Raw genomic sequence first — 14148 nt, forward strand, 5'->3', positions numbered from 1 at the left:
GCCGTACGGCGCCTGTTTCTTGGGGAACACCTCAGCATGACTACCGATATTTCAGGCGTTCGAGACTTTTTGCTGGCGCTGCAGCAGCGCATCACGCAGGCCATCTCTGCAATCGACGGCAGCCCTTTTGTGGCCGACCGCTGGCAGAAAGAGCCCGGCGAGACGCTGCAGGGCCAGGGCCTGACCATGATCCTCGAGCAGGGCAAGGTGTTCGAGCGCGCCGGCTGCGGCTTTTCGCATGTGCGCGGGCCCAAATTGCCGCCCTCGGCGACGCAGCACCGGCCCGAACTGGCCGGCGCGCCCTTCGAGGCGCTGGGCGTTTCGCTGGTGTTCCACCCGCGCAACCCCTATGTGCCGACGGTGCACATGAACGTGCGCATGCTGGCCGCTACGCCGGCTGCCACCCCCGATGCGCCGGTCTGCTGGTTCGGCGGCGGCATGGACCTGACGCCGTATTACGGCTTCGAGGAAGACGCCGTGCACTTCCACCAGACTTGCAAGGACGCGCTGGCGCCCTTCGGCGAAGACAAATACCCGCGTTTCAAGCAGTGGTGCGACGAATACTTCTACCTCAAGCACCGGCAGGAGCAGCGCGGCATAGGCGGGGTGTTTTTCGACGACTTCCAGGAACTGGGCCCGGAGCGCAGCTTTGCCATGATGCAGGGCGTGGCGGACTCCTTTTTGCAGGCCTACCTGCCCATCGTGGAGCGGCGCAAGGACACGCCTTACGGTGAGCGCGAACGCGAATTCCAGCTCTACCGGCGCGGGCGCTACGTGGAATTCAACCTGGTCTGGGACCGCGGCACGCATTTCGGCCTGCAGTCGGGCGGGCGCACGGAGTCCATCCTGATGTCCATGCCGCCGCTGGCGAGCTGGTCCTACCAGCGTGGCGTTGAGCCCGGTAGCCCTGAAGAGCGCCTGTACACCGCGTTTTTGCCGCGGCGGGACTGGGTTTGAACACCAGGCCGCCTCCCGCGGACAGGCGCATTGGCGTCTTTGGCGGCGCTTTCGACCCGCCGCACAACGCCCATGTGGCCCTGGCCGAGGCGGCCGTCGCGCAGTTCGGGCTGGACACGCTGTATGTGGTGCCCACGGGCCATGCCTGGCACAAGTCGCAGGCCCTGAGCGCACCGGCCCACCGGCTGGCCATGGCCAGGCTGGCGTTCGAGTCGATTCCCCATGTCCAGGTCGATGAACGCGAGGTGCAGCGCCCCGGGCCGACCTTCACGATAGACACACTCCTGGCGCTGCAGGCCGAGAATCCGGGGGCCCATCTCTACCTCTTTATAGGCGCCGACCAGTTCGCCGCCTTCCGGCAATGGCACCGGTGGCAGGACATTCTCGACCTTGCTATAATTTGTATAGCTGGCCGCGCACAATCCATGCCGGCCGAGCCTCAGTTTGAGGCCTATGAAAGCCGCAGCAGCCGTTTTACCCTGCTCGATCTCCCCCTGATGCCTGTGAGCGCCACCCAGATACGCCAGTTAACGGCTTCCGGCGCGGCCACGGCGGGGGAAATTACCCGGTTGGTCCCTGAAGCCGTTGCGCGTTATATTTCACTGAACCAGCTGTACCGTTCCCATTAATTCCCTACCTTATCGAAGCACAACACTGCATGACCTCCACCACCGCCAAAACCTCCGCCGCCGCCGATAAAAAGGATGTGCAGAAATTGCAGCGCGCCATCATTGATGGCCTGGAGGACGTCAAGGCGCAGGACATCCAGGTCTTCGACACCGAACACATCACCTCGCTGTTCGAGCGCGTGATCATCGCCTCGGGCACCTCCAACCGCCAGACCAAGGCGCTGGCCGCCAGCGTGCGCGATGCGGTGCGCGACGCCGGCTTTGCCAAGCCGCGCATCGAAGGCGAAGACAACGGGGAATGGATCATCGTCGACTGCGGCGCCGCGGTGGCGCACATCATGCAGCCGACCATCCGCCAGTACTACCACCTCGAAGAGCTCTGGGGCGACAAGCCCATCAAGCAGAAGCTGGGCGCGCCCGCGCCGCTGGTGAAGGCCTCCAAACCCGCCGCTGAACCCGAAGCCAAGCCCAAGGCCAGCCGCGCCGGCGCAAAAACCGCCGCCAAACCGGGCGCAAAGACGGCGGCCAAGTCGGCTGCGAAAGCACCGGTAAAAGCACCAGCCAAGGCACCCGCCAAGGCCCCTGACTCCAGCTATGTGGGCCGCGTCGGCAAGACCAACGACTGGACCGCCAAACGCAATGCGACCGCAACGGTGGCCGAGCCCGCCGCCAAACCGGCGCGTGCCGGCGCCAAGACGGCCAAGCCCGCCGTGAAGACGCCCATCGTCAAGGTGCCGGCACCCAAAAAGGTCGTCGCCCGGAAAACGGCCGTGGCCGCCGCCAAGACCACGGCGAAGAAACCCGCCCCCAGGAAAACCGCTTCCCGGAGCAAATGAGGCTGACGATCGTAGCCGTCGGCCAGAAGGTGCCCGACTGGGCGCAGACGGCCTACGACGACTACGCCAAACGCTTTCCGCCCGAACTCAAGGTCGAGCTCAAGGCCGTCAAGACCGAGCCGCGCGCCTCCAAGACCCTGGAAAACCTGCTGTCCGCCGAGCGCGGGCGCATAGAGGCCAGCATCGCGCGCGGCACCCGTGTCGTGGCACTCGATGAACGCGGCACGGCCGTCACCACCGTGGCCCTGGCCGAGAGGCTCAAAGCCTGGCAACTCTCCGGCGACGATGTGGCCATCGTGATAGGCGGGCCCGACGGGCTGGACGCCGGCTTCAAGCAGGCCGCGCACGAGCGCCTGCGCCTGTCGGACCTGACCCTGCCGCATGCCATGGTGCGTGTGCTGCTGATCGAGCAGCTCTACCGGGCGTGGAGCATCACGATTAACCATCCTTACCACAGAGAATAGAGGCCCCCACGCTTTTCACTGCGTCTTCGACTTCGTGTAATGCGCTGCCCCCCAAGGGGGCCGCTGCGCCTGCGGCCCGGCGAAGCCGGTTCCGCGGCCCCTGCTGGGTGTGAATACCTGGTACCTGAATAAACCTGTTTTATGCCTGACTTTATCTACCTGGCCTCGCAAAGCCCGAGGCGACGGCAACTCCTGGAGCAACTCGGCGTGCGCCACGAGCTGCTGCTGCCGGACGCCGAAGAAGACGCCGAATCGCTGGAAGCGGTGCTCAGGAACGAAGCACCCGCGACCTACGTGCAGCGCGTCACAGGCCTGAAGCTCGATGCGGCGGTCGCCCGCATGAAGCGGCGCAAGCTGCCGCCCGCGCCCATACTCTGCTCGGACACCACGGTGGCCATGGGCCGGGTGATCTATGGCAAGCCGGAGGACGCAAAAGATGCTGTGCGCATGCTGCGTGAGCTGTCGGGCGGCACGCACCGGGTGCTGACGGCCGTGGCGGTGCAGGCCGGGCGCCGCCGCTTCGAGGCGCTGAGCACTTCGCGCGTGAGTTTTGACGAACTGACGCCCGCCGAAATCCGCCGCTACGTCGCCAGCGGCGAGCCCATGGGCAAGGCCGGCGCTTATGCGGTGCAGGGCAGGGTGGCCATGCACATCAGCCGTATCGATGGCTCCTATAGTGGCATCATGGGGCTTCCGCTGAGGGAAACGGCGCTTTTGCTGAAAGCCGCCGGCATTCGCCTCTAGCCTTCGAACCCCACACTTTTTCAGGACCCCCATGCAACAAGACATCCTGATCAACTGGTCGCCTCAGGAAACCCGGGTGGCGGTGGTCGAGCACGGCGCGGTGCAGGAGCTTCACGTCGAACGCACGCTGGAACGCGGCCTGGTCGGCAATGTCTACCTGGGCAAGGTGGCCCGGGTGCTGCCCGGCATGCAGTCGGCCTTTATCGACATCGGCCTGGATCGCGCGGCCTTTCTGCATGTGGCCGATTTGATGAGCAGCATCAACAGCCGCCATGCCGACAGCGACGCCCAGGCCGCCGCGGGTGGGCTGGCCGCACCGGCCATGGCCTCACTGCAGCCGATTGAAAAGCAGTTGTTCGAGGGCCAGGCGGTGATGGTGCAGGTTCTCAAGGACCCGATAGGCACCAAGGGCGCGCGCCTGACGGCGCAGATCAGCATCGCCGGCCGCCTGCTGGTTTTCCTGCCGCAGGACAACCACATCGGCGTGTCGCAGAAAATCCCGCCGCGGCAGCGCGAGGAGCTGCGCCAGCGTGTGCAGGCCCTGGCCGGCGACATGGGCGGCGGTTTCATCCTGCGCACCAACGGCGAGGACGCGACGGACGCCGAACTGGCCGAGGACATCACCTACCTGCGCAAGACCTGGGCGCGCATCAAGGACGCCTCGCTGCGCCTGCCGCCGGCCTCGGTGCTGCACCAGGACCTGAACCTGCTGCAGCGCGTGCTGCGCGACCTGGTGGTGGAGGACACGCAGACCATACGCATAGACTCGCGCGAGCAGTTCGAAAAGCTCAAGACTTTCGCCATGGAGTTCATGCCGACCACCGTGCAGAAGCTGCAGCACTACGGCGGCGAGCGGCCGATCTTCGACCTCTTCAACATCGACGAGGAGATCGCCAAGGCCCTGGGCCGGCGTGTAGACCTGAAGTCGGGCGGCTACCTGATCATCGACCAGACCGAGGCGTTGACCACGGTGGACGTCAACACCGGCGGCTTCGTCGGCGCGCGCAATTTCGACGACACCATCTTCAAAACCAACCTGGAGGCCTCGCAGGCTATCGCGCGCCAGCTGCGCCTGCGCAACCTGGGCGGCATCGTGATCGTCGACTTCATCGACATGATCCGGGAAAACCACCGCGACGCGGTGCTGGCCGAATTCCAGAAGCAGCTGGCGCGCGACCGCATCAAAACCACGGTGAACGGCTTTTCCGCGCTGGGCCTGCTGGAAATGACACGCAAACGCACGCGCGAATCGCTGGCCCACCAGCTCTGCGAGCCCTGCAGCGCCTGCATGGGCAAGGGCGTGGTCAAGACCGCGCGCAGTGTGACTTACGACATCCTGCGCGAAATCCTGCGCGAGGCGCGCCAGTTCAACCCGCGCGAATTCCGGGTAGTGGCCTCGCCCAAGGTGATAGAACTCTTTCTCGACGAGGAAAGCCAGCACCTGGCCAGCCTCAGCGACTTCATCCGCAAGCCGATTTCCCTGCAGGCCGAAGCCGCGATGGCGCAGGAGCAATACGACATCGTGCTGCTGTGAACCCTTCTTCCTGTCCATGCCGACCCTGAACCGCCAACCCATTCCCATCCTGGTCTACCACCAGATCGCCGAGGCCCCGCCCAAGGGCAGCAGCCCGTTTCGCGGGCTCTACGTGTCGCCCGCGGCTTTCGCGCGGCAAATGGCCTGGCTCAAGCGCCTGGGTTACACCGGCCTCTCCATGAGCGGCCTGCTGCCTTACCTGCGCGGCGAGTTGAGCGGCAAGGTCGTGGGCATCACCTTTGACGACGGCTACCGCAACAACCTGAGCCATGCCCTGCCGGCGCTGGTGAAGCAGGGTTTTTCTTCGACCTGTTATGCGGTCAGCGGGCTGCTTGGGAAGACCAACATCTGGGACGAGGGCATAGGCATCCCGCAGACGCCGCTGATGGACGAGGGCGAAATCCGCCAATGGATGGCAGGCGGGCAGGAGATAGGCTCGCATACGCACAGCCACGTCAACCTGATGGAAACCGGCGAGGCCGGCTGCGTCGAGGAAATGGTGCTGGGCAAAACCAGGCTGGAGTCCGTCACGGGCGGGCCTGTGGCGCATTTCTGCTATCCCTACGGCCACTTCGAGGCCAGGCATGTGGAGATGGCGAAGACGCTGGGCTTTGCCACCGCCACCACCACCCAGCGCAGCCGCTGCCATGAGGGCATGGACCTGCTGCAGCTGCCGCGGGTGCCGGTATTGCGCTCGACCACCTTGCCGGTGTTCTGGCTCAAGGTCGCCACGGCCTACGAAGACCGCCGGAAAAAATGAGCCAGCCCGCGCCTTTGGCGGCTGCGCCCCGCAAACTCCGCATCGCCGTCTTCAACCGGACTTTCTCGCCGACCGGCGGCGGCGCGGAACGTTATTCCATCGCCCTGGTCGAGCAGCTCGCGGCCCGGCACGAGGTCCATGTGTTCGCGCAGCAGATCGACCACCAATGGCCGGGCGTGGCTTACCACAAGGTTTCGGCCCCGCTGCGCAAGCCGCGCTGGGTCAACCAGCTGTGGTTCGCCACGGCCACCTGGTGGGCGACGCGCAGCGGCTTTGACGTGGTGCATTCGCATGAGAACACCTGGCACGGCGAAGTGCAGACGGTGCACGTGCTGCCGGTCAAATACAGCCTGTTCCAGGGGCGCGATGGCCTGCGCCGTGTCCTGCGCTGGATCAAGGTCGTGACCAGCCCGCGCCTGCTGGCCTACCTGGGCCTGGAGCGCGCGCGTTATGCAGCGCGCCCGGGCCGGCAGGTGGTGGTGACTTCGGAGAGCCTGCGGCCCATCATGGAGGCTGCCTATCCGGGCTGCCGCGACGCGCTTTCCGTGGTCACGCCGGGCATCACCCTGCCCAGCCTGCCGGTAGGCAGCGACCGAAAACGCGAGGCGAGGGTCGGGCTGGGCTTGCCGGCACAAGGCACTTGCCTGCTGTTTGTCGGCAACGATTACCGCAAGAAGGGCCTGCAGGCCTTGCTGCAGGCCATGACCCAACTGCCGGATGACGTCGTGCTGGCGGTGGTGGGCAACCCGGCCCACATTGCCGAATTCCGCGCATTGGCCGAGGCGCTCAAGCTGGGTTCGCGGGTTTTCTTTCTGGGAGCCCTCAAGGACGTGAGCCCGGCCTATGAAGCCGCCGATATCCTGGTGCACCCCACCTTCGAGGACACTTTTGCGATGGTGGTGCTGGAAGCCATGGCTCACGGCCTGCCGGTGGTGGTCAGCGGGCCCAAGTACTGCGGCATTGCCGGGCTTCTGGCGCAGGGCGCCAATGCGTTGCTGCTGGACGATCCGCGGGATGCGGGCGAACTGGCGCGAGTCTTGGGGGATTTGCTGGGCCAACCAGCGCTGCGGGAAACGCTGTCAGAGGGCGCAGCGGCCTTTGCAGCGCATTATCAGTGGCGCGAAATCGCGCTGCAGCAGGAAGCGCTGTACTTTTCCGCCGTCGCGGCGAAGAGCGCTGGTTCTTGAAGGTTCTTAGGCCACCAGCTTGAAGTGCTTGCGGCTGAAGTCCAGCCCGGTCAGCGTTTCCACCTGCCGCATGAAGTGGTATTTGTTTTCCTTGGGCGTGGGCTTGTAGGCCGGGTCTATGTTCAGCACCGGCTCGGCCTCAGTGGCCAGCCATTGCCGCACCGCCTCGGGGTGCGTACCGGTGAAGGGCGCGAGGGCGCGGCGGTCGAACTGGCTGTAGGTGATCTGCGCGGCCCGGGCTTCGCCCCAGTACTTGCTGACCTGGTCCAGCTTCTTCTGCATTTCCTCGTTGCGGCGTATCCAGCCGTAGTGGTAGATGTGCGCGTTGGCCAGCGCGGCCTGGGGATTGCGCCCGCGCTTGTGCTGGGTGGTGACCAGCCAGTACTGGCCGTCGGGCGCATAGCTGCGTATGGTGTTGCGGATCAGCCGGCATTCGCGGCGGTACCAGCCGGGGCTGATGGAAATCCAGTCGGGTGAGCCGTAGAAATGCAGGTAGTCAAAGACCAGCGCCTCGACGGCCGGGTTATTGTGGTGGCGCTCGACGCTGGCGCGTATGGCGGCGAGTTCGCCCTCATGCACGACTTCATCGCCTTCGAGGTAGAAAGCCCAGTCGCCGGTGCAAGAGTACTGCGCGATCATTTTTTGCTGGGCATAGACAAAACCGCGATCCGCCATGCGCTCGTTCCACAGGGTTTCGATGATGCGGATTTTCGGGTCGTTGATGGCTTTCACGCGCTCCAGCGTGTCGTCTTCGCCCTTGCCCACGGCCACGACAAATTCATCGACCAGGGGCAGCAGCGAGCGTATGGAGGCTTCAAACGGAAAGCCCAGGCCCACGCCGTTTCGAATAAAGGTAAAGCCGCTGATGGAGACTGGCATCGGGAAATGACTTTCTAGGCTGCGCCCTGGAAGCCCAGGCGGTAGAGGTGGGCGTAAGCGCCGTTATTTTGAAGCAGCGCCGCATGGCTGCCTTGCTCGACGATGCGGCCGGCGTTCATCATGATGATGCGGTCGGCGTGCTGGATGGTGGACAGCCGGTGGGCGATGATCAGCGAGGTGCGGCCCGCGGCCAGCCGCTGTATGGCTTCCTGCACGGCTTTTTCGGACTCCGTGTCCAGGGCCGAGGTGGCTTCGTCGAGGATGAGCACGGGCGCATCCTTGTACAGCGCCCGGGCAATCGCCAGCCGCTGGCGCTGGCCGCCGGAGAGCTGCATGGCGTTGTGGCCGAGCACGGTGTCTATACCCTGCGGCAGTTCCTCAAGCAATTGGCCCAGGTTGGCGGCGGCCAGGCAGCGCACGACCTTGTCCCTGTCGAAGGACTGGCCCAGCGCGACATTGAAGGCCATGCTGTTGTTGAACATGACGACGTGCTGGCTCACAAAGGCGAACTGCGAGCGCAGGGACGCGAGGTCCCAGTCCCGCAGTTCCGTGCCGTCCAGCCGTATGCTGCCGGCGCTGTAATCGACAAAGCGCGGCAGCAGGCTGGCCAGGGTTGTCTTGCCGGAGCCGGAAGAGCCGACCAGGGCCACGGTTTCACCGGCGCGTATCGAGAGGCTGATACCGTCCAGTGCGGGCGGCGCGTCCGGCTTGTAGACCACGCTGACGCCTGAAAATTCAATGTCGCCGGCGACCCTGGCCTTGCTGGCGCTGCCGCTGCTTTCATCCTCGATGAGGTCGACCAGGTCCAGCCCGCGCTCGAGCGCCGCCAGCCCGCGTGTGATCGGCGTGGCGCCGTCGGACAGGCTTTTGATGGGCGCGATCAGCAGCAGCATGGCCGTCACGAAGGCCACGAAGCCGCCCACCGTGGTGGTGTTTTCCGAGCCCTGGAGCAGGGCGATGGAAATCACGGCCGACAGGGCCATGGCGGCCAGCACCTGGGTGATGGCGCTCATGCCGGCATAGGCGACGGTGGACTTGATGGACAGCCGGCGCAGCGTGTTGCTCAGCACCTCGAAGCGCGAGGCCTGGCCGGCCTGCGCGCCGTGCAGGCGCACGTCGCGGTGGGCCAGCACGTTTTCTTCGACGACATAGGCCAGGTTGTCGGTGGCGACCTGGCTTTCGCGGGTCAGGCGGTACAGCCGCCGCGTCAGCAACTGGATCACCAGGGCCACTGCCGGGAACAGCAGGGAGACGATCAGCATCAGCTTCCAGTTGAGGAAGAGCAGGTAGGCCACCAGGGCCGCCAGCGTGAGGACGTCGCGCGCCAGCTTCATGACCGCGTTGATCATCATCGACGAGCCGTTGAACACCTCGTAGACCACGGTGTTGGCGATGGCGCTGGAGGACTGGTCCGCGAACAGCGACAGGCGCGAGCTCAGCAGCTTGCCGAACATGGCACGGCGCAGGGACTGCAGGCCTTCGTTGGTGACCTTGGCCAGGGCGTACTGCGCCACGAAGCCGGAGATGCCGCGCACGGCGAACAGCAGGATCAGCGTGACCGGCACCAGCCAGAGGTCCAGCGCGCCTTTCTGGAAGCCGCGGTCCAGCAGGGGCTTGAGCAGGGCCGGCACAAAGGGCTCGGTGGCCGAGGCGACGATGGTCGCGCCCACGGCCAGCGCCCAGCCGGTGCGCGAGCCGCTGAAGTAGGGCCAGACCCGCGCGAGGCGGCGCCACAGACTCAGCCTGGGGGCCGTGGCGGCGGTGGGGGTGTCGGCGGAGGCGCTCACGTTGCGCCTTCGGGTAAGGGCGGGCCGGCCGGTTTGCTCAGTCCCAAGGCCAGCAGCAGGCCGATCAGGACGCAGAAGAAGTCCCCGATCAGGCCGTCATAAAGGGTGGAATTGAACAGGCAGGCGACCGCCAGCGCCAGCAAGGTGGACTGCGCGGCCCGGGCATAGGGCGTTTCCATCTTCAGGGTGTCGCGCAGAATAGAGAGCATGAAGGCGGCGATCAGCAGCAGGCCGGGAACGCCGAGCTGCACGCCCCATAGCAGGTATTCCTGGTGCGGGTTGCTGCCGGGGTTGATGTTCTCGTGCTGGGGGTTGACCTCGCGTTCCAGCCGGTCGTACTCGGTGCTCCAGCTGCCGACGCCGGCCCCGGCCAGCGGCCTCTGGGCAATCACCTGGCCGGCGCGGCGCCAGAAAGCGAGACGCACACCCGAGGAGGTGCTGGCGTCGTGCCTGGCCGAGTAGCCCTGGACCTCCGTCTTGACCAGGGTCAAGCGTTCGCGCATGGTCGGCGAACTGGCAAACAGCACCGCCACGAGTAAAAACGGCAGCACGGCGACGATGATGCGGTACTTTTTGGGCAACTGCCACATGATGGCCAGGGACAGCAGCGCGACACCGACCAGCTGGCCGCTGCGGCCGACCATGACAAAGAACACATTGGCCAGGGACAGGACGGCCACCGCGATGGCGATCCGCGGGCCGAAACGGCCGGGCACCAGGTGCCGCAGGTGCCAGCACAGCGCGGCGAATACGGCGCTCATGATGCCCTGGTCGAGGTAGCCCGAAAAAACCGTGTAGTGCGAGACGGTGGTGCGGGAACTGGCCCATGCCACCGGCATGTCGGCAAAAAGCATCCATGAACTGAGCACCACCAGCAGCTGCGCGAGCGCGAAGGCCGCGAGGGCGCACAGGGCTTCGCGGCGGTCGCGGATCAGGGCCATCATCGCCAGAATGAGCAGCAGCTTGCCGTACTTGGCCAGGGAGCCCGAGGCCTCCTGCAAGGGGGCGACCGTCCAGGAGAGGCTCAGCACCAAGGCCAGCAGCACGACCAGCACGGCCGGCAGCGTGAAGGTTTTGGCGAGGGGCGCGCCGTCTTTGGAGAGGCCTTTGGCGAAAAGCAGGGTGGCCACGACACACAGCAGCAGGAGCAGCTTGGCGATGCTGATGATGGCGATTGACAACCCCACGGAGGCCGCCGCCAGGCAGATGACGGCGAGCCGGAAATTGATTGTCTTGATTCGCAAAATGGTCGAGGGGGTTGCCTGATGGATGCCGCATTATCGGTGATTCCATTTGCCGTCCGGAGGCCGGGCAAGGGGGAGGGCTCTGCTATGCTGTCGGCGCATGGGGCGGGCCTGTTTCACTGGCAAAATCCCGTGCCGGCATCCTGCGCCGGCGCTTCTCCCTCATCATCGAAAAGGCATTCGTTGGCAAGCTTGTCCGTCACCGTCATCACCCACAACGAGGCCCACAACATCGCGGCCTGCCTGCGCTCCGTGAGCTTTGCGGACCAGGTGGTGGTGCTCGATTCCGGCAGCACCGACGACACCGTGCAGATCGCCCGCTCCCTGGGCGCCGAGGTCAGCGCCAGCCCCGACTGGCAGGGCTTCGGCATCCAGAAGAACCGGGCGCTGGCGCTGGCCACCTCGGACTGGGTGCTGTCGCTCGATGCCGACGAGCGGGTGACACCCGAGCTGCAGCTGGAAATCCTGGCCTGCCTGAAGGCCCCGGCCTTCGACGTGTACTGCTTTCCCCGGCTCTCGAGCTATTGCGGGCAGTACATGCGCCATTCGGGCTGGTATCCCGACCGGGTCACCCGCCTGTTCCGCCGCACCGCGGCCCGTTTCAGCGAAGACCTGGTGCACGAAAAAGTCCTGGCCCAGGGGCCGATCGGCCAATTGCGCTCGCAACTGCTGCACGAGAGTTTCCGCAACTTCGAGGCGGTGCTCGACAAGGCCAACCGCTATTCCACGGCGGGCGCGCAAAGCCTGCTGGCCAAGGGCCGGTCGGCTTCGGTCGGCAAGGCCATAGGGCATGGCCTGTGGGCCTTCATACGCACCTATGTCCTGCGCCTGGGTTTCCTCGACGGCAGGATGGGCCTGGTGCTGGCGATCTCCAACGCCGAGGGCACTTATTACCGCTACCTCAAGCTCTGGCTGCTGCGGCGCGATACCAAGGGAGCGCCGGACGCTTCATGAAGATCAGCTTTATCGTCCTGACCTATAACCGCACGGATGCCTTGCTGGCCGTGCTGCGCTCGCTGGCCGGGCAGTGCGGTGAAGGCCACGAGGTGCTGGTGGCCGATGACGGCTCGCGGCCCGAGCAGGTGCAGATGCTGTTCGATCAGTGCCCCGCCTTCAGGTGCCCGGCCCGCCACGTCTGGCATCCCGATGTGGGCTTCACGGCGGCGCGGGCCCGCAACCTGGGGGCCAGCCAGGCGACGGGCGACTACCTGGTGTTCCTGGACGGGGATTGCGTGCCCAACAAGGCTTTTGTGGCGCAGCACGCGCGGCTGGCCGAAAAGGGCTGTTTCCTGAACGGGAGCCGGGTGCTTATCAGCCAACGTCTGACAGAACGTGTAGTCAATGGCGCTATCGACCTGCCCAGCCGTCCTGTATGGTTCTGGCTGGGCGCGCGCCTCAGGGGGGACAGCAACAAATTATTGCACCTGCTCCCCTGGCCGCAGCGTTTATTCAGGGTAAAACAAGGCTTTCTTTGGCATGGCATACGCAGCTGCAACTTTGGCGTCTGGCGCTCGGACTTTGCCGGCGTCAACGGATTTGACGAAACCTTCCAGGGATGGGGGCATGAAGATGCCGACCTCGTGCTCAGGCTCCACCACCTGGGCATCCACCGGAAAAACGGTTTCATGGGCACCGAAGTCTTCCACCTCTGGCACCGCGAGAACCCGCGCGACCAGGAATCCATCAACAAAAAAAGGGTGCTTGAACGCATGAAAACCGACGTGGTCCTGGCCGAAAAAGGGCTTCGTGAACTTGAGTCTTCTTCCGCCGTCAAAATAACCTCCCTGCACGGATCCAAATCTCCCCTATGAGCATTGCACCTTTTCTACGCCGCCGCACCCTCGTCAGCCTGCTGGCGGCCGGCGCTTTTCCTGTCTTGCCGGCTTTTGCGCAGTTTCGCGTCGAAGTCTCCGGCGTCGGCCTGACCCAGCTGCCCATCGCCGTTGCCGCGTTTCGCGGCGATGCGCAGGCACCGCAAAAAATCGGTGCCATCGTGCGGGCCGACCTGGAGCGCAGCGGCATGTTCCGCCCGGTCGACACCACCGGCGTCACTGCTGACGAGAACACCCGCCCGGACCTGGGCGCCTGGCGGCAAAAAGGCGCGGATTCCATGGTCACGGGCAGCGTGACGCTGCTGGCCGACGGCCGCTACGACGTGCGCCTGCGCCTCTGGGACATCGTGCGCGGGCAGGACCTCGGCGGCCAAAGCTACACCGTGGGCCCGGCCGACCTGCGCCTGTCGGCGCACCGTATTTCCGATTTTGTCTATGAAAAGCTGACCGGCGAGAAGGGCATCTTCTCGACGCGCATCGCCTATGTGACCAAGGCGGCCCAGAAGTACAACCTCTGGGTGGCCGACTCCGACGGGGAGGGCGCGCAATCGGCCCTGACCAGCCCGGAACCCATCATTTCGCCGGCCTGGTCGCCGAACGGTTCGCAACTGGCCTATGTGTCCTTTGAGTCGCGCAAGCCGGTGATCTACGCGCACGACGTGGCCAGCGGCAAGCGGCGCCTGCTGGCGAACTTCCGCGGCTCCAACAGCGCGCCGGCCTGGTCGCCGGACGGCAAGCAGCTCGTGGCGACGCTGAGCCGCGACGGCGGCTCGCAGCTTTACGCCATAGGCCTCAACGGCGGCGAGCCGAAACGGCTGACCCAGTCATCGAGCATTGACACCGAGCCCGCCTTTTCGCCCGACGGCCGCTACATCTACTTCGTGAGCGACCGCGGCGGCGCGCCGCAGATCTACCGCATGAGCCCGGGCGGCGGCAATGCCGAACGCGTCACCTTTACCGGGGGCTACAACATCTCCCCCGCGGTCAGCCCCGACGGGCGCTGGCTGGCCTATATCTCCCGGGTGGGCGGCGCCTTCAAGCTGCACGTCATGGAACTTGCCACCGGCACGGTCACTCCAATCACCGAAACCTCGGCCGACGAGAGCCCGAGCTTTGCGCCCAACAGCCGGCTGATCGTCTACGCCACCCAGCAGCAGGGCAGGGAAGCGCTGATGACCACCACGCTGGACGGCAAGATCAAGGCAAAGCTGTCCGGCGCCAGCGGCGACATTCGCGAGCCCGATTGGGGCCCTTTCCAGCGCTGATCGGCAGCGGTCATTTTTTCAATCGTCAAC

At 65.4% G+C, this 14148-nt stretch carries 14 protein-coding genes; 11 read left to right on the forward strand and 3 right to left on the reverse strand.

Features of this window, described 5'->3' with window-relative positions; genetic code table 11:
* Positions 1-36: 36 nt before the first annotated feature.
* From hemF to ACSQ27_RS05975, 8 genes are all read left to right on the forward strand, one after another.
* Entirely contained in the window at positions 37-957 is a 921-nt protein-coding gene (gene hemF / locus ACSQ27_RS05940; RefSeq protein ID WP_436154537.1) for an oxygen-dependent coproporphyrinogen oxidase, read from the forward strand.
* The gene (gene nadD / locus ACSQ27_RS05945) at positions 954-1586 is read left to right on the forward strand and encodes a nicotinate (nicotinamide) nucleotide adenylyltransferase (RefSeq protein ID WP_436154538.1); all 633 of its coding nucleotides are present in this window, start codon (positions 954-956) and stop codon (positions 1584-1586) included. Before hemF ends, nadD begins: the two co-directional genes overlap by 4 nt.
* Before the next feature lie 29 nt (positions 1587-1615).
* Positions 1616-2422, forward strand: coding sequence for a ribosome silencing factor (gene rsfS, locus ACSQ27_RS05950; protein WP_436154539.1), 807 nt, complete (start codon positions 1616-1618; stop codon positions 2420-2422).
* Positions 2419-2886: a 23S rRNA (pseudouridine(1915)-N(3))-methyltransferase RlmH gene (gene rlmH / locus ACSQ27_RS05955; protein ID WP_436154540.1), complete on the forward strand. Its 468-nt coding sequence runs from the start codon at positions 2419-2421 to the stop codon at positions 2884-2886. The genes rsfS and rlmH overlap by 4 nt, the downstream gene beginning before the upstream one ends.
* 141 nt (positions 2887-3027) lie before the next feature.
* The gene (locus tag ACSQ27_RS05960) at positions 3028-3630 is read left to right on the forward strand and encodes a Maf family protein (protein ID WP_436154541.1); all 603 of its coding nucleotides are present in this window, start codon (positions 3028-3030) and stop codon (positions 3628-3630) included.
* Positions 3631-3661: 31 nt separating this feature from the next.
* Positions 3662-5164, forward strand: a complete 1503-nt coding sequence (rng, locus tag ACSQ27_RS05965; protein WP_436154542.1) for a ribonuclease G — start codon at positions 3662-3664, stop codon at positions 5162-5164.
* Positions 5165-5180: 16 nt separating this feature from the next.
* Complete coding sequence (locus tag ACSQ27_RS05970) at positions 5181-5924, forward strand: polysaccharide deacetylase family protein (protein ID WP_436154543.1); 744 nt, start codon at positions 5181-5183, stop codon at positions 5922-5924.
* Positions 5921-7111 (forward strand): glycosyltransferase family 4 protein, encoded by a 1191-nt coding sequence (locus tag ACSQ27_RS05975; RefSeq protein ID WP_436154544.1) that lies wholly within the window; start codon positions 5921-5923, stop codon positions 7109-7111. The genes ACSQ27_RS05970 and ACSQ27_RS05975 overlap by 4 nt, the downstream gene beginning before the upstream one ends.
* Positions 7112-7117: 6 nt before the next feature.
* Here the strand turns inward: ACSQ27_RS05975 and ACSQ27_RS05980 are convergent, their stop codons facing one another.
* Genes ACSQ27_RS05980 through ACSQ27_RS05990 form a run of 3 tightly spaced genes read right to left on the reverse strand, consistent with a single transcriptional unit; the run spans position 7118 to position 11021 of the window.
* Entirely contained in the window at positions 7118-7990 is an 873-nt protein-coding gene (locus ACSQ27_RS05980; RefSeq protein WP_436154545.1) for a glycosyltransferase, read from the reverse strand.
* A gap of 14 nt (positions 7991-8004) precedes the next feature.
* The gene (gene msbA / locus ACSQ27_RS05985) at positions 8005-9777 is read right to left on the reverse strand and encodes a lipid A export permease/ATP-binding protein MsbA (protein ID WP_436154546.1); all 1773 of its coding nucleotides are present in this window, start codon (positions 9775-9777) and stop codon (positions 8005-8007) included.
* Positions 9774-11021 carry an O-antigen ligase family protein gene (locus tag ACSQ27_RS05990; RefSeq protein WP_436154547.1) on the reverse strand — a complete coding sequence of 416 codons (1248 nt, stop codon included), beginning with the start codon at positions 11019-11021 and terminating at the stop codon, positions 9774-9776. Before ACSQ27_RS05990 ends, msbA begins: the two co-directional genes overlap by 4 nt.
* Before the next feature lie 183 nt (positions 11022-11204).
* Here ACSQ27_RS05990 and ACSQ27_RS05995 point away from each other — a divergent pair, with 183 nt between their 5' ends.
* Genes ACSQ27_RS05995 through tolB form a run of 3 tightly spaced genes read left to right on the forward strand, consistent with a single transcriptional unit; the run spans position 11205 to position 14118 of the window.
* Positions 11205-11975 (forward strand): glycosyltransferase family 2 protein, encoded by a 771-nt coding sequence (locus ACSQ27_RS05995; RefSeq protein WP_436154548.1) that lies wholly within the window; start codon positions 11205-11207, stop codon positions 11973-11975.
* On the forward strand, positions 11972-12832 hold the full coding sequence (locus ACSQ27_RS06000) for a glycosyltransferase family 2 protein (RefSeq protein WP_436154549.1): 861 nt from the start codon (positions 11972-11974) through the stop codon (positions 12830-12832). Before ACSQ27_RS05995 ends, ACSQ27_RS06000 begins: the two co-directional genes overlap by 4 nt.
* Complete coding sequence (gene tolB / locus ACSQ27_RS06005; protein WP_436154550.1) at positions 12829-14118, forward strand: Tol-Pal system beta propeller repeat protein TolB; 1290 nt, start codon at positions 12829-12831, stop codon at positions 14116-14118. The genes ACSQ27_RS06000 and tolB overlap by 4 nt, the downstream gene beginning before the upstream one ends.
* Positions 14119-14148: the final 30 nt, after the last annotated feature.

Source organism: Polaromonas sp. LjRoot131, from assembly GCF_964252805.1.
In the GTDB taxonomy this organism is placed as follows: Bacteria; Pseudomonadota; Gammaproteobacteria; order Burkholderiales; family Burkholderiaceae_C; genus Polaromonas.

Excerpts from the sequence above, each read along its gene's own strand:
- hemF (WP_436154537.1), top strand. The coding sequence starts at position 37 with ATGACTACCGATATTTCAGGCGTTCGAGACTTTTTGCTGGCGCTGCAG.
- rsfS (WP_436154539.1), top strand. The coding sequence starts at position 1,616 with ATGACCTCCACCACCGCCAAAACCTCCGCCGCCGCCGATAAAAAGGAT.
- rlmH (WP_436154540.1), top strand. The coding sequence starts at position 2,419 with ATGAGGCTGACGATCGTAGCCGTCGGCCAGAAGGTGCCCGACTGGGCG.
- ACSQ27_RS05960 (WP_436154541.1), top strand. The coding sequence starts at position 3,028 with ATGCCTGACTTTATCTACCTGGCCTCGCAAAGCCCGAGGCGACGGCAA.
- rng (WP_436154542.1), top strand. The coding sequence starts at position 3,662 with ATGCAACAAGACATCCTGATCAACTGGTCGCCTCAGGAAACCCGGGTG.
- ACSQ27_RS05970 (WP_436154543.1), top strand. The coding sequence starts at position 5,181 with ATGCCGACCCTGAACCGCCAACCCATTCCCATCCTGGTCTACCACCAG.
- ACSQ27_RS05975 (WP_436154544.1), top strand. The coding sequence starts at position 5,921 with ATGAGCCAGCCCGCGCCTTTGGCGGCTGCGCCCCGCAAACTCCGCATC.
- ACSQ27_RS05980 (WP_436154545.1), bottom strand. The coding sequence starts at position 7,990 with ATGCCAGTCTCCATCAGCGGCTTTACCTTTATTCGAAACGGCGTGGGC.
- ACSQ27_RS06000 (WP_436154549.1), top strand. The coding sequence starts at position 11,972 with ATGAAGATCAGCTTTATCGTCCTGACCTATAACCGCACGGATGCCTTG.
- tolB (WP_436154550.1), top strand. The coding sequence starts at position 12,829 with ATGAGCATTGCACCTTTTCTACGCCGCCGCACCCTCGTCAGCCTGCTG.